Annotated in this window: 15 protein-coding genes and 1 tRNA gene; 9 read left to right on the top strand and 7 right to left on the bottom strand. The window is 62.9% G+C overall.

Annotated features, from left to right (window positions below):
• Window positions 1-2: 2 nt before the first annotated feature.
• Window positions 3-407, bottom strand: coding sequence for a MerR family transcriptional regulator (locus M2339_RS02395; protein ID WP_264587617.1), 405 nt, complete (start codon window positions 405-407; stop codon window positions 3-5).
• A 68-nt stretch (window positions 408-475) separates the two neighbouring features.
• Between M2339_RS02395 and M2339_RS02390 the strand changes: the two genes are divergently transcribed.
• On the top strand, window positions 476-1,255 hold the full coding sequence (locus M2339_RS02390; RefSeq protein WP_264587618.1) for a glutaredoxin family protein: 780 nt from the start codon (window positions 476-478) through the stop codon (window positions 1,253-1,255).
• A 49-nt stretch (window positions 1,256-1,304) separates the two neighbouring features.
• Here M2339_RS02390 and purC read toward each other — a convergent pair whose 3' ends face one another.
• Entirely contained in the window at window positions 1,305-2,084 is a 780-nt protein-coding gene (gene purC, locus M2339_RS02385) for a phosphoribosylaminoimidazolesuccinocarboxamide synthase (protein ID WP_181560284.1), read from the bottom strand.
• Window positions 2,085-2,273: 189 nt separating this feature from the next.
• On the opposite strand from purC, the gene M2339_RS02380 reads away from it, so the two are divergent.
• The 3 genes from M2339_RS02380 (at window position 2,274) to M2339_RS02370 (ending at window position 7,095) form a co-directional block, all read left to right on the top strand.
• Window positions 2,274-3,515 carry a putative DNA modification/repair radical SAM protein gene (locus M2339_RS02380; RefSeq protein WP_264587619.1) on the top strand — a complete coding sequence of 414 codons (1,242 nt, stop codon included), beginning with the start codon at window positions 2,274-2,276 and terminating at the stop codon, window positions 3,513-3,515.
• A complete protein-coding gene (locus M2339_RS02375) occupies window positions 3,512-4,936 on the top strand; it encodes a UdgX family uracil-DNA binding protein (RefSeq protein WP_264587620.1) in 1,425 nt (474 codons plus the stop codon). The genes M2339_RS02380 and M2339_RS02375 overlap by 4 nt, the downstream gene beginning before the upstream one ends.
• A 1,067-nt stretch (window positions 4,937-6,003) precedes the next feature.
• Entirely contained in the window at window positions 6,004-7,095 is a 1,092-nt protein-coding gene (locus tag M2339_RS02370) for an ATP-dependent DNA ligase (RefSeq protein ID WP_264587621.1), read from the top strand.
• Between the two features lie 60 nt (window positions 7,096-7,155).
• Here M2339_RS02370 and M2339_RS02365 read toward each other — a convergent pair whose 3' ends face one another.
• Window positions 7,156-7,647, bottom strand: a complete 492-nt coding sequence (locus tag M2339_RS02365; RefSeq protein WP_264606138.1) for a cupin — start codon at window positions 7,645-7,647, stop codon at window positions 7,156-7,158.
• Window positions 7,647-8,456: an exodeoxyribonuclease III gene (gene xth, locus M2339_RS02360; RefSeq protein WP_181560299.1), complete on the bottom strand. Its 810-nt coding sequence runs from the start codon at window positions 8,454-8,456 to the stop codon at window positions 7,647-7,649. The genes M2339_RS02365 and xth overlap by 1 nt, the downstream gene beginning before the upstream one ends.
• A 571-nt stretch (window positions 8,457-9,027) precedes the next feature.
• Between xth and M2339_RS02355 the strand changes: the two genes are divergently transcribed.
• Both M2339_RS02355 and M2339_RS02350 read left to right on the top strand, forming a co-directional pair.
• The gene (locus tag M2339_RS02355) at window positions 9,028-12,141 is read left to right on the top strand and encodes a TRCF domain-containing protein (RefSeq protein ID WP_264587623.1); all 3,114 of its coding nucleotides are present in this window, start codon (window positions 9,028-9,030) and stop codon (window positions 12,139-12,141) included.
• A 430-nt stretch (window positions 12,142-12,571) separates the two neighbouring features.
• On the top strand, window positions 12,572-14,953 hold the full coding sequence (locus tag M2339_RS02350; protein ID WP_264606137.1) for an arylsulfatase: 2,382 nt from the start codon (window positions 12,572-12,574) through the stop codon (window positions 14,951-14,953).
• Between the two features lie 540 nt (window positions 14,954-15,493).
• On the opposite strand, the gene M2339_RS02345 is transcribed toward M2339_RS02350, so the two are convergent.
• Window positions 15,494-15,583 (bottom strand) — tRNA-Ser (locus tag M2339_RS02345).
• A 143-nt stretch (window positions 15,584-15,726) separates the two neighbouring features.
• On the opposite strand from M2339_RS02345, the gene hspQ reads away from it, so the two are divergent.
• Window positions 15,727-16,122 carry a heat shock protein HspQ gene (gene hspQ, locus M2339_RS02340; protein ID WP_264571004.1) on the top strand — a complete coding sequence of 132 codons (396 nt, stop codon included), beginning with the start codon at window positions 15,727-15,729 and terminating at the stop codon, window positions 16,120-16,122.
• A gap of 47 nt (window positions 16,123-16,169) precedes the next feature.
• Here the strand turns inward: hspQ and M2339_RS02335 are convergent, their stop codons facing one another.
• Window positions 16,170-17,009 carry an ABC transporter permease gene (locus tag M2339_RS02335; RefSeq protein ID WP_181560303.1) on the bottom strand — a complete coding sequence of 280 codons (840 nt, stop codon included), beginning with the start codon at window positions 17,007-17,009 and terminating at the stop codon, window positions 16,170-16,172.
• A gap of 134 nt (window positions 17,010-17,143) precedes the next feature.
• On the opposite strand from M2339_RS02335, the gene M2339_RS02330 reads away from it, so the two are divergent.
• A complete protein-coding gene (locus M2339_RS02330) occupies window positions 17,144-17,845 on the top strand; it encodes a GcrA family cell cycle regulator (RefSeq protein WP_264587626.1) in 702 nt (233 codons plus the stop codon).
• Window positions 17,846-17,957: 112 nt separating this feature from the next.
• Here the strand turns inward: M2339_RS02330 and M2339_RS02325 are convergent, their stop codons facing one another.
• Window positions 17,958-18,809, bottom strand: coding sequence for an outer membrane protein (locus M2339_RS02325; protein WP_264571006.1), 852 nt, complete (start codon window positions 18,807-18,809; stop codon window positions 17,958-17,960).
• Window positions 18,810-19,161: 352 nt separating this feature from the next.
• Between M2339_RS02325 and parE the strand changes: the two genes are divergently transcribed.
• The gene (gene parE, locus M2339_RS02320; RefSeq protein WP_264587627.1) at window positions 19,162-21,141 is read left to right on the top strand and encodes a DNA topoisomerase IV subunit B; all 1,980 of its coding nucleotides are present in this window, start codon (window positions 19,162-19,164) and stop codon (window positions 21,139-21,141) included.
• Window positions 21,142-21,225: the final 84 nt, after the last annotated feature.

The following is a 21,225-nucleotide window of genomic DNA, read 5'->3' as shown; positions in this document are numbered from 1 at the left end:
CCTCACACGCCGAAGGATTGCAAGATCGGGCACGGCCCTTCTTCGGAACGGGCACAGGTCCGCGCCAACTGGCGCAGCGAGGCGCGGGCCGCTTCGAGTTGCGCGATCTTCTCATCGAGCTGGACCAGCCGCTCTTCCGCCAAGGCGCGCGCGCGGGCACGATCCTGCCCCGCATCGAGCGACAAAAGCGTGCGGATTTCTTCCAGCGTAAAGCCTGCCTGCTGCGCCGCCCGAATGAAGCGCAGCCGCCGGACATCCTCCTCTCCATAGCGCCTTATGCCCCCGGACAGGTCGTTGCTGGCCTGCTTCTCGGGCGTGGGGAGCAAGTCCTTGCGCTGATAGAAGCGGATCGTCTCGACCCCCACACCGCCGGCTTTCGCCAGACCCGAAATGCTCATCGCCGCCATGCTTGACTCCGTACCATGGTACAGACCCTATATGGGGTGCATGGACTTCTCAGCAAGGATGAGCGTCAATGCCTGAACCCCGTGCCACGAGCAGCCGTAAGGCCGTTCTCTATCGGATGGTCATGCCGAGCCACATCTGCCCTTATGGCCTCAAGGCGCTCCATTTGCTGCGCAGCAAAGGTTTCGACGTCGACGACCGCTGGATCGAAACGCGCGAACAGCAGGAGGCCTTCAAGGCCGAGCATTATGTGACCACCACGCCGCAGGTGTTCATCGACGCTCAGCGGATCGGTGGCCATGATGACTTGCGCCGCTTCCTGGGCCTGAGCGTCAAAGATCCGAACGCGACGAGCTATACCCCTGTTCTGGTCGTCTTCGCTGTAGCGGCGCTGATCGCGCTGACGATCGATCTGTTGACGGCCGCGCCGCTGCTCAGCCTGCTCACCCTCGAGCGCTTCATCTCTGTGACGATGATCCTGCTGGCGATGCTCAAGCTGCAGGATGTGGATCGGTTCGCGACCATGTTCCTGGGCTATGATCTGCTGGCCCGCAAATGGGTGCCCTATGCCTCAATCTATCCGTTCGCCCAATTGGGCGCCGGCGTGCTGATGCTCGCGGGGGCCCTGCCCTGGCTCTCGGTACCAGTCGCCGCGTTCATCGGCGGCATCGGCGCGGTGTCTATCTACAAGGCCGTCTATGTGGAGAAACGCAGCCTCAAATGTGCCTGCGTCGGCGGCGGGACCAATGTGCCGCTCGGCTTCGTGTCGTTGACCGAAGACCTGTTCATGGTCGCCATGGCCCTGTGGATGGGCCTCAATGCCTGGGTGCTACCCGGCGCGCCGATGTAAAGGCGCGGTTGCCGGGCGCCGCTGTTCAGCGCCCGGCCCGAACCGTCTCTTACTTGCCGCGCTTCTTGCGGTGGCTCTCCAGATCGAGAACGTCGTTCTCAAGGCCCTCGGGCAGCAGGCCAAGGCGGCGCGCGACTTCCTGATAGGCCTCGACCTCACCGCCCAGATCGCGGCGGAAGCGGTCCTTGTCCAGCTTCTCGTTAGTGGCCATATCCCACAACCGGCAGCCATCGGGGCTGATCTCGTCGGCCAGAATGATGCGCGAGAAATCGCCATCCCAGATGCGGCCGAACTCCAGCTTGAAGTCGACCAGACGGATGCCGATGCCGGCGAACAAGCCGCTCATGAAGTCGTTTACGCGGATCGCCATGTCGGCGATGTCGTGCATCTCTTCCTGGCTCGCCCAGCCGAAGCAGGCGATATGCTCTTCGGTGATCAGCGGATCGCCGAGCGCATCATCCTTGTAATAATATTCGATGAGCGTGCGGGGGAGCTGCGTGCCCTCCTCAATGCCCAGCCGGGTGGAGAGCGAGCCAGCGGCGACATTGCGCACCACGACCTCGATCGGCACGATCTCCACCTGACGAATGAGCTGCTCGCGCATGTTCAGCCGCTTGATGAAGTGGGTGGGCACGCCGATGTTCGCGAGCAGCGTGAAGACATGCTCGGAAATCCGGTTGTTCAGCACGCCCTTGCCGGAGATCGTCCCCTTCTTCTGCGCATTGAAGGCAGTCGCGTCATCCTTGAAATACTGGATCAGCGTGCCGGGCTCGGGACCTTCATAAAGGATCTTCGCCTTGCCCTCATAAATCTGGCGACGACGGGACATGTGCGGGTGCCTACTCATCAGTTGTAAAAATCAAGGCCCCGGCGGCGCGAATCAGCGAGGATCAGCGGACACCGGGGCTCTTCCCAGCGCATAGCGCAAGGCACATGGCAGTGCAATTTTCAGACGAACCGAGCCACGTTGGCCTGCTCGGTACTTGCCGCCCCAGCCGCAAGAACATATAAAGAACAAATGAAACAGGAGACGATCACGGACCGCTTGGCGATCCTTGCGGACGCCGCGAAATATGATGCCTCCTGCGCATCGTCCGGCACGGCCAAGCGTACCAGTCGCGATGGCAAGGGGATCGGCTCAACTGAAGGCATGGGCATCTGCCATGCCTATGCGCCGGATGGGCGCTGCATCTCGCTGCTCAAGATCCTGCTCACCAATCATTGCATTTTCGACTGCCATTATTGCGTCAACCGCAAGAGCTCGAATGTACGCCGGGCGCGCTTCACGGCTCAGGAAGTCGTCGAGCTGACGCTCAACTTCTACCGGCGCAATTATATTGAGGGCCTGTTCCTCTCCTCCGGCATCATCAAGTCCGCCGACCATACGATGGAGCAACTGATCGAGGTCGCCCGTGCCTTGCGGGAGGATCATGGCTTCAAGGGCTATATCCACCTCAAGACCATTCCCGAGGCCGATCGCGCGCTGGTCGAGCAAGCGGGCCTGTGGGCGGACCGCGTCTCGATCAATGTCGAACTGCCGACCGATCGCGGCCTGACCGATCTGGCGCCGGACAAGAATGGCGGGCAGATCGAAGGGGCCATGGCGCGGCTAGGTTCGGCGATGATCGAAGCGAAGGATGCGCGCAAACGCTTCAAGCATGCGCCGATGTTCGCGCCCGCAGGACAATCCACCCAGATGATCGTCGGCGCGGATGGCGCCAGCGACACGCAGATCATCGGCCGGGCCAGCGAATTGTACGACCGCCATCGCCTGCGCCGCGTCTATTATTCCGCCTTCAGCCCGATCCCCGATGCCAGCGCGGTCCTGCCGCTCAAGCGACCGCCGCTGATGCGCGAGCATCGGCTCTATCAGTCCGACTGGCTGATCCGCTTCTACGGATTTTCGACCAGCGAGGTGCAGACCGCGACCGACGATGACGGGATGCTGGCGCTCGACATTGACCCCAAGCTGGCCTGGGCCTTGCGGCACCGGCAGGATTTTCCGGTCGACATCAATCTGGCCTCGCGCGAGAAGCTGTTGCGCGTGCCAGGACTGGGCACGCGGGCGGTGGCTGCCATCCTGCAAGCCCGCCGCCATCATCGTCTCCGGCTGGATGATCTCGCCCGGCTGACCCGCACGGTCACCAAATTGCGGCCATTCATCGTCACGGCCGATTGGCGCCCGACAGGCTTGATCGACACGGCAAACCTGCGCGCCCGGCTCGCGCCGCCGCCACGACAGATGGAATTGTTCGGATGAGGTCGGCCCCGCTCTCGGACCAGCCGGCGCTGGTCAACGCCGAACTGGAAGATGCCCATGATTTCGACACATGGCGCGATCTGGCCCGCGCCTGGGTCTCGCAGGGCGTCACTCCGGAGCATATTCGCTGGGCAGCGGCATCGGACAGCGCGCCGGATTTGTTCGCGTCCAAAGACACGCCTCAACCGGCTGCATCACTCCGCCCGGTCACGGCCAACAAGCGCTTCATCGAGCTGGCCCGCAAGGTGATCCTGCACAGCTCGGATACACGTTTGGCGCTGCTGTATCGCCTGCTGTGGCGCCTGCAATGCGATCCGCACCTGCTTGAAAAGACGAGCGATGCCGATGTCCATGCCCTGACGCAACTGGAGCGGCAGGTGCGCCGCGACATCCACAAGATGCGCGCGTTCGTGCGGTTCCGGCTGGCCCACGATCCCGATGGAACGGACCGCTACGTGGCCTGGTTCGAGCCGGATCATGCCATCGTGCGCGCCAATGCCCCGTTTTTCCTCAATCGGTTCGCGAGCCAGCGCTGGTCCATCCTGACACCCGATCTCAGCCTGCACTGGGATGGCGCTCAGCTTGCGGAGGGGCCGGGCGCCGACCCTCGCGATGCACCGGGCGAAGACGAGATTGAAGGGCTTTGGCAGCGTTATTATGCCTCCATCTTCAACCCCGCGCGGCTCAAGGTGGCGATGATGGTGAAGGAAATGCCTCGACGCTACTGGAAGAACCTGCCAGAGGCCGCATTGATCCCGTCTCTGATCGCCGGCGCGCAGGCCCGCGAGACTCAGATGGTCGATCAGGGCGCCGATCCCTTCCAGCGCCCGCCCCCGACGTCCCTCAACGAGATTGCCGAGGGCATCTCGACCTGTACCGCCTGCCCGATCGGCTGCAACGGCACACGCGCTGTCGCCGGCGAAGGGCCGGGCCGCGCGCGGCTGATGATCGTGGGCGAGCAGCCCGGCGATTTTGAAGAGCAGCAGGGCCGGCCTTTTGTCGGGCCGGCAGGGCAGTTGCTCGACGGGCATCTGGAGACGGCGGGGTTCGATCGTGCCGAAATCCGGCTGACCAACGCCGTCAAGCATTTCAAATTCGAGCAACGCGGCAAGCGCCGCCTCCACCAGAACCCGACTGCCGGGGAAATCGACCATTGCCGCTGGTGGCTCGATGCCGAAAGACGGATCGTTCAGCCAACGATCGTGCTAGCCTTAGGCGCGAGCGCAGGACGCGCCCTGCTGGGCCGAACACCCAGCATCGCCAAGGAGCGCGGCCAACCCTATCAGCTCGCGGACGGCAGCCAGCTCTGGCTGAGCGCCCATCCCAGCTATCTGCTGCGCCTGAGCGGCGAGGCGCAAGCGCGGGAACAGAATTTGTTCGCCCGCGATCTGGCGGCGGTCCGCGTGGCGCTGCAAGGTTGATGAGTGCAAGAGACGCGGTGCGACGGCCGCTGATGTTGCGCACAGGCCTGCGGAGATCACTTGGAATAAAAGGGGAGCAGAGAGCCATCGAACTGACCATCTCCCGATCGCAGCGAACGCAAGTACAGGCCGAAATCGGGAACGACGGAGCCGAGACGCGCGACATCGGTACTGCGCTCATTTTTAAAGGCGGAGGGTGTACGCCGAAATTTTTGTGTCCATAAGGCTTTGACCAAGGACAAGATCCTTCACGGCCGCCACGCGCGACGCCTCTTTAAGACGCCGATTAAAGGATGCGACCAACCGCGATCATGCGCTTCGTGTCGCCGAGCAAGGGAAGCACGCGCGAGCATTGCTTCCCGCCCCCATAAAGGCCGCCCCGCAACAATTTCGCGGCGAGGACAACGAAGCCTTGCCCGACGAGATTGTCCGCTGGAGGGACCCTGAAAGTCCTCCAACCCGATCCCGTCGTGCGCCAGCAAACCGGCTGGCCGGGAATCGAACCTGGCAGCGAGCGATGGGAAAGTGTTCGCGCAACTGCCGCCTTCAGAGATGACATTACAAGCTGCGAGATTGACCTGACGGCGCCAACGAATAGCGAGCTGTCCGTTTTTTCACTAGCTGGTCCGCCTAAGCGTCGCCTTCCGCAGGCAGCAGCACGACCAGCCGGAAGTCGGGATGCCCCATTGGCGCCAACGGCATCTGCTTAGCCTGCACTGCGCCCCGCACCGGATTACCCTGTCCGCTCCTGAGCAACTTACGCCATTCAGAGTTGGATGCCCGTATGGCCGCTTAGGTCTGAATCGATGACAGCTTTCAGCAACCGCCTATCGACCTTTGAACAACGCTATCACGACCAATGCCCCCTGCCCCACCGTCAGCTAAGGCCGTGGACATAGCCAAGAGAGCGCTCGGTAGGCGGGCTCCCGTGCGATGGAATCATGGAACGGCCATCTTAATAGGCGCATGGCTCGTAACACCGCATATGCTGAAAGGTACGCCAGTCTGCCCGATTGAATGGACTGCCAGCCCGGGCAACCGCTCTGTCCGCCAGGGGTTATCCCGGCATGGCTCGCTCGAAATCAACCCATACCACTGGCGACAGCAAGGCTCCGCTTGCGCCCATGGAAGCGGTTTTGGTCGAGGAACTGCCCGCCCCACCCGGCTGGCAGTATGAACCCAAATGGGATGGCTTTCGCGCGATCGCTGCGCGCGATGGTGACGATATCGAGATATGGTCCAAATCGGGCAAGCCGCTCGGCCGCTACTTTCCGGAAATGATTGCCCATATTCGCAACCTTCCTGAGAAGCACCTGCTCCTTGACGGTGAACTGGTGATCCCGATCGGCGATCATCTCTCCTTCAATGTGCTTCAGGCTCGCCTCCATCCCGCTGCCTCGCGCATCGCCAAGCTCTCGAGGGAGACACCCGCGCAGCTTATCCTGTTCGACGCGCTGGCAATCGGCAGCAGCAACCTTCGCGATAAGCCGCTGGCGGAACGACGAGGCGCGCTTGAGGCGCTACACAGCTCGATAGCCAATTCATCCCTGATCCTGTCGCCGGCCTCAACATCGCTGGAGCAAGCCAAAACCTGGCTAGCCGAAACGGGCGGCGCCCTTGATGGCGTGATCGCCAAGGCGCTCGACGAGCCCTATCGACCAGGGGAACGCGCGATGCGGAAGGTGAAGCAATTGCGCACGGCCGATTGCGTGGTTGGCGGATATCGCAAGACTGCCAAGGGCGATGTCGCCTCACTGCTCCTTGGGCTCTATACTCAGACTGGTCATCTCGATCTTGTCGGATTCAGCTCGGGTTTCCCCGCCACCGAGCGCAAGGCCCTGATCAAAACACTCAAGCCACATGAAGGCGGGCCGGGGTTTACCGGAAAGGCGCCCGGCGGACCCAGCCGCTGGAATCCCGACAAGAGCGGTGATTATATTGCGCTCGATCATGGGCTGATCGCCGAGGTCATCTATGACCAGATCACCGCAGGCCGGTTCCGCCACGGTACCCGCTTTCACCGCTGGCGCCCTGACAAAGCGCCCGCGCAATGCACGTTCGATCAGTTGGTGCGAGAGTTGAAGCCTGCCGAACTCATTCAACTCGTCGAAAAGAGCGAGGAAATCGGGAAGAAACTTCCGCCCGAAGACCTGACCTAAGCGAAGGGGACGACGCGGATCGACGCACTGAAAGCAGAGCTGTCTCGCGACTGATCCTTCTTATGCTCCGGTCTGCGCGCCCGTTTCGCCAGTCACGGGATCGCGACGGGGATCAGGCACAGCGGCCATTCGCGCCTCGGCGGCCTCGTCGGGCCCTTCCCGGCAGATGTCCCAGCTCAGCCCTTTCGGGTACGCGCCAACAACCTGAAAATCTTCGCTGGACGCGACGCAGCGGTGGCCGGTGCCGACGGGCAACATCACCGCATCGCCCACCACGACTTCGACCTGCCGGCCATCAGGTCCACCGAGTTCGAGCATCGCCCTTCCGGCAAACACGCCGAGCGCTTCATGCGCGGTCGAATGATAATGATGATAGTCGAACACACCGTTACGCCAGTCGGGCGGCCAGCCATTCTCCGCGAACAGCGCTTCGAACCGTTCGGCCAAATCCGAGTTACCGCCCTGCAATACGCCGCGATAGACGATTACGGGCAACCGATCGTTGTTCGGCACCCAGCCGTTTTTGCCCAGGAGGAAGCTTTCAGTCTCCATCATGACATAGCTTTCGGGGTTCTTTTGCGTTTGGGCTTATCGGCAAGCTCGATCCAAACTGGCGCATGGTCGCTCGTTTTTTCCCAGCTACGCACATGCGCGTCAACCTGAGCATCGACCAGTCGGCTGGCGAGGGCCGGACTGAGCAGCAGATGGTCTATTCTAAGGCCTGCATTTCGGCCGTAGGCGTTCCGGAAATAATCCCAGAAGGTGTAGATGACTTCGCCGGGATGAAGCGTGCGAAGCGCATCTGTCCAACCTTGGTCCAGCAACCGGAAATAGGCCGCCTTCACCTCAGGCGCGAACAGGGCGTCGTCGAGCCAGCGCTCGGGCTTATAGACGTCCAGATCGGTGGGCATGACATTGAAGTCACCAGCAAGCATTACTGGCAGCCCGGTTTCGAGCAACCCGGCAGCGTGATCGATCAGCCGCTCGAACCAGCGCAGCTTATAGTCGAATTTGGGGCCAGGTCGGGGATTGCCATTCGGGAGATAAAGCCCGCCAATCAGGATACCGTTGACCGCCGCCTCGAGGTACCGGCTTTGGCTCGGGTCCGGGTCGTCGGGAAGCCCTCGCCGGGTCTCGTGAATTTCTCCGACGCGGCTCAGCATCGCGACGCCGTTCCAGGATTTCTGGCCGTGCCAGATGACATTATAACCAAGATCGCGGATGGCGCCTTCGGGAAAGCGCTCCTGCGGTGCTTTCAACTCCTGGAGCACGACGACATCGGGTTCAGCTTCTTCCAACCAACGGAGGAGGACAGGCAGCCGGCCGTTGACGCCGTTCACATTGTAGGTCGCGATCTTCACCGCCGAGCACCCGCATGTCCGGCAGCATCCCGTCGGCGCCCGCCCAAGCCCATGAAGAACCTTGGAGCGACGCGCTTCATTTGCGCCACATCATGAAGCCCGCCAATGGCATATCCACGAAATCCTTCGGCATGAGAGTCGTTCCAGCTTGGTCTAAGGAAGGTTCCAGCGGCCCAACGCACGTCGCTCACCCGCGGAAATGCTCGTTGAGCCGAGTGCAACCGCCGCTAAGGACGCGTTTACTTGCGGGGACACAAATCTGCCGGTCGATGGATCAGGGGGCAGTCTCAACATTGATAGCTAGGGACCGATGCAGCGAAGGCGACGCATCGTTGACCAACGTCGGAAATTCCGACCAGGATAACCAACATAAATCAGACTAAAATTGCTCGCGACCCTGCGACCAGGGGCGAACGTGCGCGTTTCAGGCTTCCTATCGTCCAGTGCAGGAGCAGACCCTGGAAGACTTTGCAGGCCGGATTGCGGCCGCGGCCACTATGATCGCCGCTATGATGACCGCTGCCAATATCGGGTCGCGAACTGCGGTCGATCTTGCCGCAGAGAACGCGAGATGAGCGTCGGGCATGGAGTGGGTGTACGGGCCCTGACACTATGGAAAGCGCTGCAAGCCGAGGACGTTCTCTATCTCGCCGATGATGAACAGGAAGCGGAGGCGCTGGCCGCCGCCCTCGGCAAGCTAGCGCCCGAAAACGTTGTCATCTTCTTACCATCAAGTGACACACTGCCCGGCGACAGTGCTCCTGCTTCACCTGCGAACATTGGGCAGCGTGTTGCCGCGTTGCGCACGCTCAGGCGCTACATGCAGGCGGGCGGCGTCAAGCCCTTCGCTGTGATAATGAGCGGCGAAGCGGCGGCAAGGCCTTATCCGGATCCATCCGCCTTTGACGCTGCGCCGCCTACGCTGAGGGAGGGCGACAAGATCGATCCTGCGGCGTTTGCGCAGGACATGAACGCGATTGGCTATGTCAGTGACGACCGCGTAGACGAACCGGGCGAGATCGCGCTGCGGGGTGAAGTCATTGATATCTACCCGGCGGATGCCGGTGCGCCCGCTCGCATCGAGATTTCTGATGGGCAGATCGCCAGCATCCGGCATTACGACCCGGCGACCCAGCTTAGCACTGGAGATTGCGAAGCGCTGGAGATCGGCCGCGCGCTGGAGCCAACGGATGGTCGGCGTTGCAGCATTCTCGCTCATCTTCGGCCGGGGCGCCTGTTTCAAAGTGGAAAAGCCGACCAGCGCCGTCGTCGATTTGCTCGACTGGCAGCTGAGACAGGGGGCGAACAGCCGGCCGACGCCGTGGCGGAAGGTGAGTGGAGGGCGGGCGAAAAAGGTTGGAAGACAAGTGAGATTACCGATGCTCAAATCGAAGCACTCCCCCGTTTCGCTGAGCAACGCGCACCACTCAACGCGATGGTCCGGTTTGTGAAGCCGCGGCTTGATTCCGGCGACCGATTACTGCTCGTTGGAAGCGAGCGGGATGTCCGATTCCTGCGGTCTCGCATCGCGCGCAAATTGGGTCTCGAATTACATGAAGTGGCCGATCTCGGTTCCGTTCTCGCGTCTCCGAAGTCGAGTGGTGGCTCTCTAATTGCGCCGATCGACGCGGGCGCGGTCGGAGACGGATTGATCATGCTGGCGGCCGCCGATCTCTTGGGCAGCCGGGCGTTGCTGAACGAGGCCCCGGAGACGGCATCGTCAGAAATTGCGCGCGCAGGCGGCGATATTCGCGTGGGCGATGTGGTCGTCCATGAAGACCATGGCGTCGCGCGAGTGCTCGGGCTCAATGCCGCGCCAGCCGAAGGCGGATCGGAAGCGATCATTTTGGAATATGCCGGCGGTACCCGCCGACTGGTGCCTGCCGGAGAGGCGGGGCGTATCTGGCGCTATGGCGCCGATGCGGACGCAGTAAAGCTCGACAAGCTTGACGGCACGAGCTGGACGAAGCGGCGTAGCGAGATAGACGAGGCGACGGCGGCCAACGCAAAGGCACTTTTGAAGCTGGCGCAACAGCGCATGAATACAAAAGCCCCTTTACTGGAGCCGGAGGCGGCCGCCTATGAGCGCTTCGTTGCGACCTTCGCGTTCAATGAGACGGCTGATCAGGCACGGGCCATCGCAGCCGTGCGCGATGATCTTGCCAGCGGTCGTCCAATGGACCGACTGATCATTGGCGATGTAGGCTATGGAAAGACCGAAGTTGCCCTCCGGGCTGCGGCATTGGCTGCCCTTGCCGGGCATCAAGTCGTGGTCGCAGCGCCGACTACCGTGCTTGTGCGCCAGCACCTCGAAACGTTCGAACGCCGCTTCGCAGGGCTGGGAGTCAAAGTCGCTAGCCTATCCCGCCTTTCGAGTGCGGCAGAGAAAAAGGTCGTCAAGGCGGGCTTGGCGGACGGATCGATCGACATCGTCATCGGAACCAGCGCGGTAATGGCGAAGGACGTGCGCTATGCGAATCTGGGTCTCGTTGTCATAGATGAGGAGCAGCGTTTTGGTGCAGCTGACAAGGCGAAGCTGCGCGGCCGGGCCGACATTCATTTGCTCGCGATGAGCGCAACCCCGATCCCGCGAACACTCCACCGGGCGATGATCGGACTTCAGCAGATTTCCGTCATCGCAACGCCGCCAGCGCGCCGCCAGCCGATCCGTACCAGCCTTGCCGAGCCGAACGACGCGCAGATCAGAACGGCCTTGCTACGCGAGCGCTCGCGGGGCGGGCAAAGCTTCGTCGTCGTGCCACGGATCGAGGATCTCGCGCCCCTCTCGGAGCGATTGCGGCGCATCACGCCCGATCTTGTGCTGATCGAGGCGCATGGCAAGCTACCGGCGGCGGAGATTGACGCGGCTATGGTCCGTTTCGCCATTGGCGAGGGCGATGTGCTCCTCGCAACGAATATTATCGAGGCGGGTCTGGACGTGCCGCGCGCCAATACCATGCTCGTTTGGCACGCCGACCGTTTCGGCCTCGCCCAGCTTCATCAACTGCGCGGACGGGTCGGCCGGGGCAATAGGCGAGGACAGGTCATGCTGTTCACCGAGGGTGGGACGATTGCCGAGCATACGATGAAGCGCCTGCGAACGCTTACGACTTACGACCGACTTGGCGCGGGATTCGAGATAAGTGCAGCAGACCTTGATCAGCGCGGCGCCGGCGATCTGTTAAGCGATGCTCAGGCGGGGCATATGAAGCTCATGGGCGTCGACCTTTACCAGCATTTATTCGAGGCGGCGTTGAGGGCCGCGCGCGGCGAGGATGACGGGCTTTGGCTCGCGGAGGTGAATGTTGGAACGGCCGGCGCGTTGCCCGAGGACTGGATTCCCGACGTCGACATTCGTCTGGGTCTCTATGTGCGGATCGCCAGGGCGAGCGACGAAGGAGAACTCGAAGCCTTAGAAGAAGAGCTGATCGATCGGTTCGGCTCGCTCCCGGATGCTGCTGAGCGACTTCTTGCGGTCGCGCGGATCAAGCTGCTCGCTCGATTGGCCCAGATAGAGAGGGTCGACGCAGGACCTGCAGCAATCGCGCTGACTCCGCGCGGACGGCGCAGGAAGGTCCCGACCGGGCTGGTCCATAAAGACGGGCGCTGGCTGCTCAAGGAGCGGATCGCTGAGGAAGAGCAACTGGAACGGCTGGAAGGCGTGCTGCACGCCATCGCGCCATAATCGCATTGGTCTATCGCTGTGTTTCTTACACCCTCTGCGACGCGCTTTATAAAACCAGAGGGACGCTTGCCAACTTTTCATCCTTTGGGCGCCCTTGACTAATCGGGCCCGACGAGTGCGCTCCCCCCGGGGCCACTACCGCCCCGCCAACTGAGCCAGCCAGACCGGCCCGGAACTGATGCCAATCGACCTGAGCGAATGGCGGCTTTCGGAACGCGGGCAACGCAGACCGCACGACCGCAACCAAGGCGAAGCCACATGCTGCTTTCTAACGACAGGCTTGCTGGTAACGAGTAGTGAACGGTCACCTACGTCCTACAGTGTGGAAACAACCTGCTGGACGTCGCTGCCATAGCCGTGCTGATGACGGGCCTGTGATTATATGTGAGGCGGAACGGCGCCAGCGAACTGAGGGATGCACGACATGATCATGAGCCGACTGATTTCGACGTCCTGCCTCACCTTCATCTGCGCAAGCAGCGCGGCGCTGGTGCATGCGCAACCTGCAGGGGCTGGACAAGCAGAGGTGCGATCCGCACCGGCCCAGACGGCAGGCGCGATCCTGCCAACGCCGGAACAGCGCTTTGAAGGCAAAATCGGCCGCACGCTGGCGCATTCCGATCCGCCGAAATATGCGCCGCTGCCCAAGCCGCCTGCCGGCGCGCCGAACGTTCTGGTCATCATCACCGACGATGTCGGCTTCGGCGCCACCACCCCGTTCGGCGGCCCGGTGCCGACACCGACCTTCGAGGCACTCGCTCGAGATGGACTGCGCTACAACCGCTTCCATACGACGGCACTCTGCGCACCGACCCGGGCATCGCTGCTGACCGGCCGCAATCCGCATCGCGTCGGCTTTGGCGCCATTACCGAAATGGGTACGGGCTATCCCGGTTACACGACGATCCTGCCCAAGAGCGCAGCGACGGTCGGCGAGGTGCTGCGCCAGCATGGCTATGGCACGGCGTGGTTCGGCAAGAACCACAACACGCCGGAATGGGAACAGAGCGCCGCCGGTCCGTTCGACCGCTGGCCCAACGGGCTGGGCTTCGACTATTTCTATGGCTTCATGGGCGGCGCGACCAGCCTGTGGAACCCCTCCCTGTTCGAGAACCAGCTTCCGCTCGCCCGCGGAAATTTTCCGCCGGGCTATCATCTTGAGCGCGACATGGCCGATCACGCGATCGAATGGATCCGCATGCAGGGGATTTCGGCACCGGGTCGGCCCTTCTTCATGCTCTATGCACCGGGCACCTCGCACAGCCCCCATCATGCCCCGGCCGACTGGATCGCGCGGTTCAAGGGCCAGTTCGATCAGGGCTGGGACAAGATGCGCGAGCAGATTCTGGCGCGGCAGATCGCGGCCGGCGTCGTCCCGGCCGGCACCAAGCTGACGCCGCGCCCCGCCTCCATTCCCGCCTGGGACACGCTCGGCCCGGACGAGCGGCGGCTCTACGCCCGGATGATGGAGACCTACGCGGGCGCCCTCTCCTATGCGGATCACCAGATCGGCCGGGTCATCGAGACGCTGCGGTCTTCCGGCCAGCTTGAGAACACGCTCGTCATCTACATCCAGGGTGACAATGGCGGGAGCGGCGAAGGCGGCCTGAACGGATCAACAAACGACATCGCGGCGATCAACGGGATGCGCCCCGATCTCCCGACAATGCTCGGCCAGATCGACAAGCTGGGCGGCCCGGAACTCTATAATAATTACCCCGTCGGCTGGGCCTGGGCGATGAACGCGCCGTTCCAGTGGACCAAGCAGGTTGCCTCCCATCTCGGTGGCACGCGCAATGGTCTGGTGGTCTCCTGGCCTGCGCGGATCAAGGCGCATGGCGAAGTGCGCACGCAGTTCCACCATGTCGCGGACATCGTCCCGACCATCTATGAGGCGGTGGGCATCACGCCGCCCGAGCAGGTGGACGGGGTGACGCAGATGCCGCTCGATGGCATCAGCATGGCCTATAGTTTCGGGCAGGCCGATGCGCCAGACCGCCGCCACGAGCAGATTTTCGAACTGCAGGGCAATGCCGGCCTGTACCGCGACGGCTGGTTCCTCAGCAGTACCCCGACCCGCGCACCGTGGGATTTCGCCGGGCCCGGCGGCCTGCCCACCGACAATGGCTGGGAGCTCTATAATCTCTCCGAGGACTTCTCCCAGTCGCGCAATCTGGCGGCGGAGGAGCCGGAGCGGCTGAAATCGATGATCGACCAGTTCTGGGCGGACGCCAAGAGCGGGGACATTCTGCCGCTCGACAACCGCTCCTTCGCGCGCTGGTCGAGCCGCAATCGCCCCACGCTGCTGGCCGGGGAGACACGCTTCACCTACCAGCCCACGTCACGGCCGATCACCGGCCCCGGCTTCCCTGATCTGGCCGGCCGCTCGTGGCGGGCAGAGGCGGATATCGCCCTTGCGAAAGGCATACGCGACGAGGGCACGCTGGTCATGAACGGCAGCCGTTATGGCGGCTGGAGCCTCTACATGACAGGCGGGCGACCGACCTTCCTCTACAAGGCCTCGGATTCACCCGGCGACATTCTGCGCCTGCAGGGCCCTGCCCTGCCCGCCGGCAAGCACCGCATCTCGGTTGCGGTGACCGACAATGGGCAGGGCAAGCCCGGCGATGCCGTGTTACACGTGGATGGCGTCACTGTAGGCCAGGGTCCGATCAAGCGGACCATTCCCGCCATCGTTCGCGGCGGCGGCGCCATCGGGCGCAGCTTCGACACGCTGGACGGCAGCTTCACGGCCCCCTTCGCCTTTAACGGGCAATTGGACAACGTGACAATCGAGGTAGCGCCGGAATAGTTCGGATATTTGCAGAACGCTTCGGGTGTCGCGCGTCGCTCGTAGGACAAGGGCCAACAGCGCATGCAACACGTCAGCCGATACGTTCCATTAAAATGGTGTCGCAACATCGGTCCCGAGTTTTAGCAAACGTCTAATGAACAAAGGGCAGGTTTCAGCGACCATTCGAGCAGTGAATGTCGGCTATGCCGGCGCTTCCACGCGCCTGTTTCAAGCACGTGCCAATGACAGGCTTAGGGGAGAACTGACATTCACGGAAGGTCTGCTTGAAGGGCGACCAAGTCCCGGAGTTACGGACTCGCAAATAGAGGCCGCCGTCGGAATAGATGCTTGACGTTGAGTTTGTGCCGCGTGCGCATAAGCCATGGCGGCATGCCGGGTATTACAATGGATTAAGCCGTAAAATCGGTCAAAAAACCGGCCGAGTTTGCACGCGATCTACCGCGGACGGAGACGGATGGCCCCTCTCCCGAAACCTTAGGATTTTCGAGAAAATTTGCGTACGCGCTGGATCGGGAGCGATCACTGAGGTGCGGGAACTGGCGGAGAGGGTGGGATTCGAACCCACGGTACGGTTGCCCGTACACCGCATTTCGAGTGCGGCGCATTCGACCACTCTGCCACCTCTCCGCAGAGGTTTTCGCGTCGCAGTGCCCTGAATGAGAGCGCCGCTGCGGTAGTCGAGCGCGCGCTGTTAGCGGATGATCGGGGCTTTGCCAAGCAGTCGGTGCGGGAAAACTTGCACTCGGTGCCGGCGACACTAAATCTGTCTCATGAATCAAGCCCAAGCCCGCAAGTCATTCTCTTCCGTGACGCACATTCCGACGATCAGTGCCGCCCATCGCGTGTCGCACGCGCATTTCGGCATTGGGGAGAAGGTCCGGCACCGCCTGCTGGGGTTTCGCGGGGTTGTGTTCGATATCGATCCGGTCTTTTCCAACAGCGAGGAATGGTATGAGGCCATTCCCGAGGCGATGCGGCCGGAGCGGGACCAGCCTTTCTACCATCTGTTCGCGGACAATGGCGAAGCGACCTATGTTGCTTATGTGAGCCAGCAGAATCTGGTGGCCGACGGAACCGACGAGCCGATCGATCATCCGGCTGTCACCGCCTTGTTCGGCGAGCATCGCGGCGGGCATTATGCGCTCGACCCGAGCTACTGGCACTGAACTGACGGGCGGCGCCTCGCCTGTTGCAGTCGGGGCTATGCCTGTCTTCAGGATTTGATCCGCCACCCCTGCCGCAGCCCGATATAGCAGACGGCGGCCAGCACGAGGTTGAGCGCGAGCAGGAGCGCCGCGCCCACCGCGATGGGCGAATCGGCCGCGGCGAGGAAGCCATAACGGAAGCCCGAAATCGCGTAGAAGAACGGATTGACGTGGCTGATCGCCCGCATGATCGGCGAAACGTGGTCCATCGAGTAAAAGGTGCCGGAGAGCAGCGAGAGCGGCGCGACGAGGAAGTTAGTAACGGCCGCGGCATGATCGAACTTCTCCGCCCAGATGCCGGTGAGAATGCCGAGGAAGCCCAGCATCGCCGAGCCAGCAATGCCGAAATAGACGACGGCCCAGAGATGATGCGGGGCCACATGGACGCCCGGCCAGGCCAGCATCGCCAGCCAGATCGCGCCACCGACAAAGGCCGCACGGGTCACCGAGGCCGCGACGAGGGCGAACAGCAGTTCCCCGGCGGAGAAAGGCGGCATGAGATAATCGACGATGGTCCCCTGCAGCTTGCCGGCGAGCACCACGGTGGCGGTATTCTGGAAGCTGTTCTGCACCATCGCCATGATGATGAGGCCGGGCGCCACGAAATCAGCGAAGGGCACGCCCATCACCATCAGGCCGCCACGCCCCAGCGCGACGGTGAAGATGATCAGGAACAACAGGCTGGTAAGCGCCGGCCCCCAGATCGTCTGCAGATGCACCTTGAGGAAGCGGCGGACTTCCTTGAGGTAGAGCGCCTTCATCCCGGACCAGTTGACGCCGTGGATGACGGGAACGCCCGGTTCATGACGAATGAGCGGTTGGGTGTGCGAGGAAGCAGGTTCGGCCATGAAACTGCCCTATCGCGTCCCACCCGCAGCAGCAATGGCACAGCGATACTGTGCCGCCCGGCTTTGTCGATGACAGGTCGTTTGACCTTTGGGCCATGGATGCCCATATGACCCGATCATTTGAAGGAATAGGCATGTCCTGGACAGACGAACGCATCGATCAGCTCCGGCAGATGTGGGAGCGCGGCATGACTGCGAGCCAGATCGCTGAAGAGCTGGGCGGCGTGAGCCGCAACGCCGTGATCGGCAAGGCGCACCGCCTTGGCCTGCAGTCGCGCCCCTCCCCCGTGAAGGCGGCGGACTCCAGCCGCGCTGCTGCGCCGCAAAGCCGCAAGGCCGCGCCTCCGCCGGCACCCGCCGCACCCAAGGCGGAAGCCGCGCCGGCGCCCGAGCCGCGCATCGCAAAGCCGCAGCCCAAGGCGCCGCCGGTGGTGGAAGCACGGCCGCAGCCGCCCGTCGCGGCCCAGCCTGCAACCGACGCCCCGCCGCCGCCGCCCCAGCCCCGGATCGTCTCGGTTGGCCCCGGCGGCTTCCTGCGGCAGGGCCCGGGCGAGATGCAGCAGCCGATTCCGCCGGCACCGCCGCGCCGGCTGGTTCCGGCCAAGCCCAGCCCGGAAATCGCGGACAAGACGAGCCTGCTCGATCTCAACGAGAAGATCTGCAAATGGCCGATGGGCCATCCGGGCGAGCCGGACTTCCACTTCTGCGGTGAAAAGGTGAACCCTGGCTTCCCTTATTGCGTGGAACATTGCGGGCGGGCCTATCAGGCGCAGCTGCCGCGTGGCACGCGCCGTCCCCCGCCGCCCATGCCTTATGGCGGCCCACGGGTGCGCTGAGGCATCAAGCGATGACATAAAAAAGGGGCCGGTTTCGGCCCCTTTTCTGTATCTGGCATTCAAGTGCGATGTACGCCCTCCCGCCTTGTGAAGCGGGAGGGCGCAATCGATCTTAGAAGCGGAAGCTTGCCGTCGCGCGAACGGTGTGATGATCGAACACATCGTTGGTGCGCTGAATGTCGGTGAAGCCAGCCGGCGTGATCACGAACGGGTTCGTCAGCGAGGGCGGCGTGCCCTGGCCGGCGCGAACCGTGTAGCCATCCGTGTTGAAGCGGGTGTAGCGATACTGCACGCCGATCGAGAAGTTCTGGCTCACGCGCTGCTCGATGCCGCCGCCAGCAGTCCAGCCCCACTCGTCCGCGCTTTCGTTGGACTCGGTGAAGGTGTTGAAGGTGTTGCTGGTGGCGAAGTTGTTCTTGATCTTGGCGTAAGCCACACCGCCGGTGCCGTAGATCAGCGTACCGGTGCCGAGTGCCAGACCGGCGCGCAGACGGGCGTTGGCATCCCAGTCGATCCGACGCGACAGGACATAGCTGGCCGGAGTGGTGCTGAAGCCGCTGACCGAGTTACCGATCATCGTGCGACCGCCTTCGATGACAGCGCCGACGACGAAGTTGCCCATCTGCATGTCATAACCGGCATGGACACCCCAGGCGACGCGACGATCCTTGTCACCGGCACAGGAGCCGGGCGTGGCACCAAGCGCGCGGCCGCGGCAGAAGCCGGGCGCGAAGGCATTGCCGGGGACAGCCGTGGAAACGGTATCGCCATAATTGCCGTCATTGTTGGTGTCGAAGGTCAGCGTCTCGAGCGTGTCGCGGTCATAATTGGGCTGCCAGGCCATGCCGAGCGAGCCACCGACATACGGACCGGTCCAATCACCCGCGCCATCCTGCGCCAGAGCCGGAGCGGCCAGCAGGCCTGCCATGGCGGTGGTGAGCGAAATGAGAGCGATCTTTTTCATACAATAAATCTCCTGCCTCTGAACTGGCTGGCCGCAATACGTTCACCCCCTCGAATTGGTTTCGCGAACTCGCTCACAAAATTCTGTTAACCACGACACCTGTCTCTTTTTTGTAACGCTTTGCCCGCGAATATTGCTGCCAGATGAACAAAACGGTCGCGATTATTGATTTTGCGTACTTCGTTGCTCGCTGAGCTGTCTGCATCTGCAAGCTATTCTATTGCATTTGGCCGCGGTGCGGCGCTGCGATGATCGATCCGCTAGAGCGCTCGGGCGCCGACATGGTTCCACCACCCGCCGGATAAGATCACGCCGCTTGCGCCCGTGACTCCGCTGGCCCTATAGTTCCCGCATGTCCGACAACCTGTTCGACCAGAACATCGCCCGCACAACCGAAAGCTACGACGCCTCCGCGATCGAGGTGCTGGAGGGGCTGGAGCCGGTGCGTCGCCGCCCCGGCATGTATATCGGCGGCACGGATGAGCGCGCCCTGCACCATCTCGCCTCCGAAGTGCTCGACAACGCGATGGACGAAGCGGTCGCCGGCCACGCCACCCGCATCGAGGCGACGCTGGAGGCGGGCAATCGGCTGACGATCACCGACAATGGCCGCGGCATCCCAGTGGACCCGCACCCCAAATTCCCCGGCAAGTCGGCGCTGGAGGTCATCCTCACCACGCTGCACTCGGGCGGCAAATTCTCGGACAAGGCCTATGCGACGTCGGGCGGCCTGCATGGCGTCGGCATCAGCGTGGTCAACGCGCTGTCCGTCGACACCGAGATCGAGGTGGCGCGTAATCGCGAACTGTTCCGCCAGCGCTTCTCCAAGGGGCACCCTGTGGGTCCGCTGGAGAAGGTGGGTGCGGCGCCCAACCGGCGGGGCACCAGCGTCAGCTTCACCCCGGATGGCGATATTTTCGGCGAGCTGAAATTCAAGCCCTCCCGGCTGCACCGCCTCGCCCGCTCCAAGGCCTATCTCTTTGCCGGTGTGGAAATCCGCTGGAAATGCGATCCGGCTATCATCACGGATGACACCCCCGCCGAGGCGGTGTTCCAGTTCCCCGGCGGCCTTTCCGACCATCTGCGCGAGCAGCTGGGCAATCGCGAATGCGCGACAGCGGAGTTCTTCCGCGGCACGCAGGATTTCCCGGACGGTGTCGGGCGCGTGGAATGGGCCATCGCCTGGCCGCTCTGGTCTGACGGTTCCACCAGCTGGTACTGCAACACCATCCCCACCCCGGACGGCGGCACGCACGAGACCGGGCTGCGCGGCGCGGTCACCAAGGGCATCCGCGCCTTTGGCGAGCTGGTCGGGCAGAAGAAAGCCAAGGACATCCAGACGGACGACATCATGTCCGGCTGCGAGCTGATGCTGAGCGTGTTCATCCGCGATCCGCAATTCCAGAGCCAGACCAAGGACCGGCTGACCAGTCCCGAAGCCGCGCGGCTGGTGGAAGCGGCCATGCGCGACCATTTCGACCATTTCCTCACCGACAATATGGACCGGGGCAAGGCGCTGCTCGGCCATGTGCTGGAGCGGATGGACGAGCGCCTGCGCCGCAAGCAGGAAAAGGAAATCAAGCGCAAGACGGCGACCTCCGGCCGCAAGGTCCGTCTGCCGGGCAAGCTGACCGATTGCTCGTCCGATGACCCCGAGGGCACCGAACTGTTCATCGTGGAAGGCGACAGCGCCGGCGGCAGCGCCAAGCAGGCGCGTGATCGCAAGACGCAGGCGATCCTGCCGATCCGCGGCAAAATCCTGAACGTCGCTTCGGCCACCTCTGCCAAGATCCTCGCCAATCAGGAAATCGCGGACCTGATCCTCGCCATCGGCTGCGGTACGCGGAAGGACTGTAACCCGGACAATCTGCGCTATGAGCGCATCGTCATCATGACCGATGCCGATGTCGATGGCGCGCATATCGCCACCTTGCTGATGACCTTCTTCTTCCAGGAGATGCCCGAGCTTGTGCGCCGCGGCCATCTCTACCTCGCCCAGCCGCCGCTCTATCGCCTCGTGGCGGGCGGCAAGAGCTGGTATGCGGCGGACGATGCCGCGCTCGCCAAATTGCGCAGTGGCGAACTCAAGGGCAAGAAGCTGGAGGTCAGCCGCTTCAAGGGCCTGGGCGAGATGAATCCCATGCAGCTGCGCGAGACCACCATGGACCCCAAGAAGCGCAAGATGATCCGCATCACGCTGCCGCAGGAATATGAGGAGCGCGCGGGCGTGAAGGATCTGGTGGACCGGCTGATGGGCACCAATCCCGCGCATCGCTTCGCGTTCATTCAGGAGAATGCCGCGCAGGTCGATGAGGATGTCATCGACGCCTGAGCCGGGCGAGCCCACCGAATTCGCGCCTGAAACCGCCCGTAACGGGAGCGTTATCCCGCGCCTCGCGTTTCCCACCCAAGCAGT

This window comes from Sphingobium sp. B2D3C, from assembly GCF_025961835.1.
Lineage (GTDB): Bacteria > Pseudomonadota > Alphaproteobacteria > Sphingomonadales > Sphingomonadaceae > Sphingobium.
Note: the sequence above shows the minus strand (reverse complement) of the source record. Positions and strands in the feature narration are given on the sequence as shown.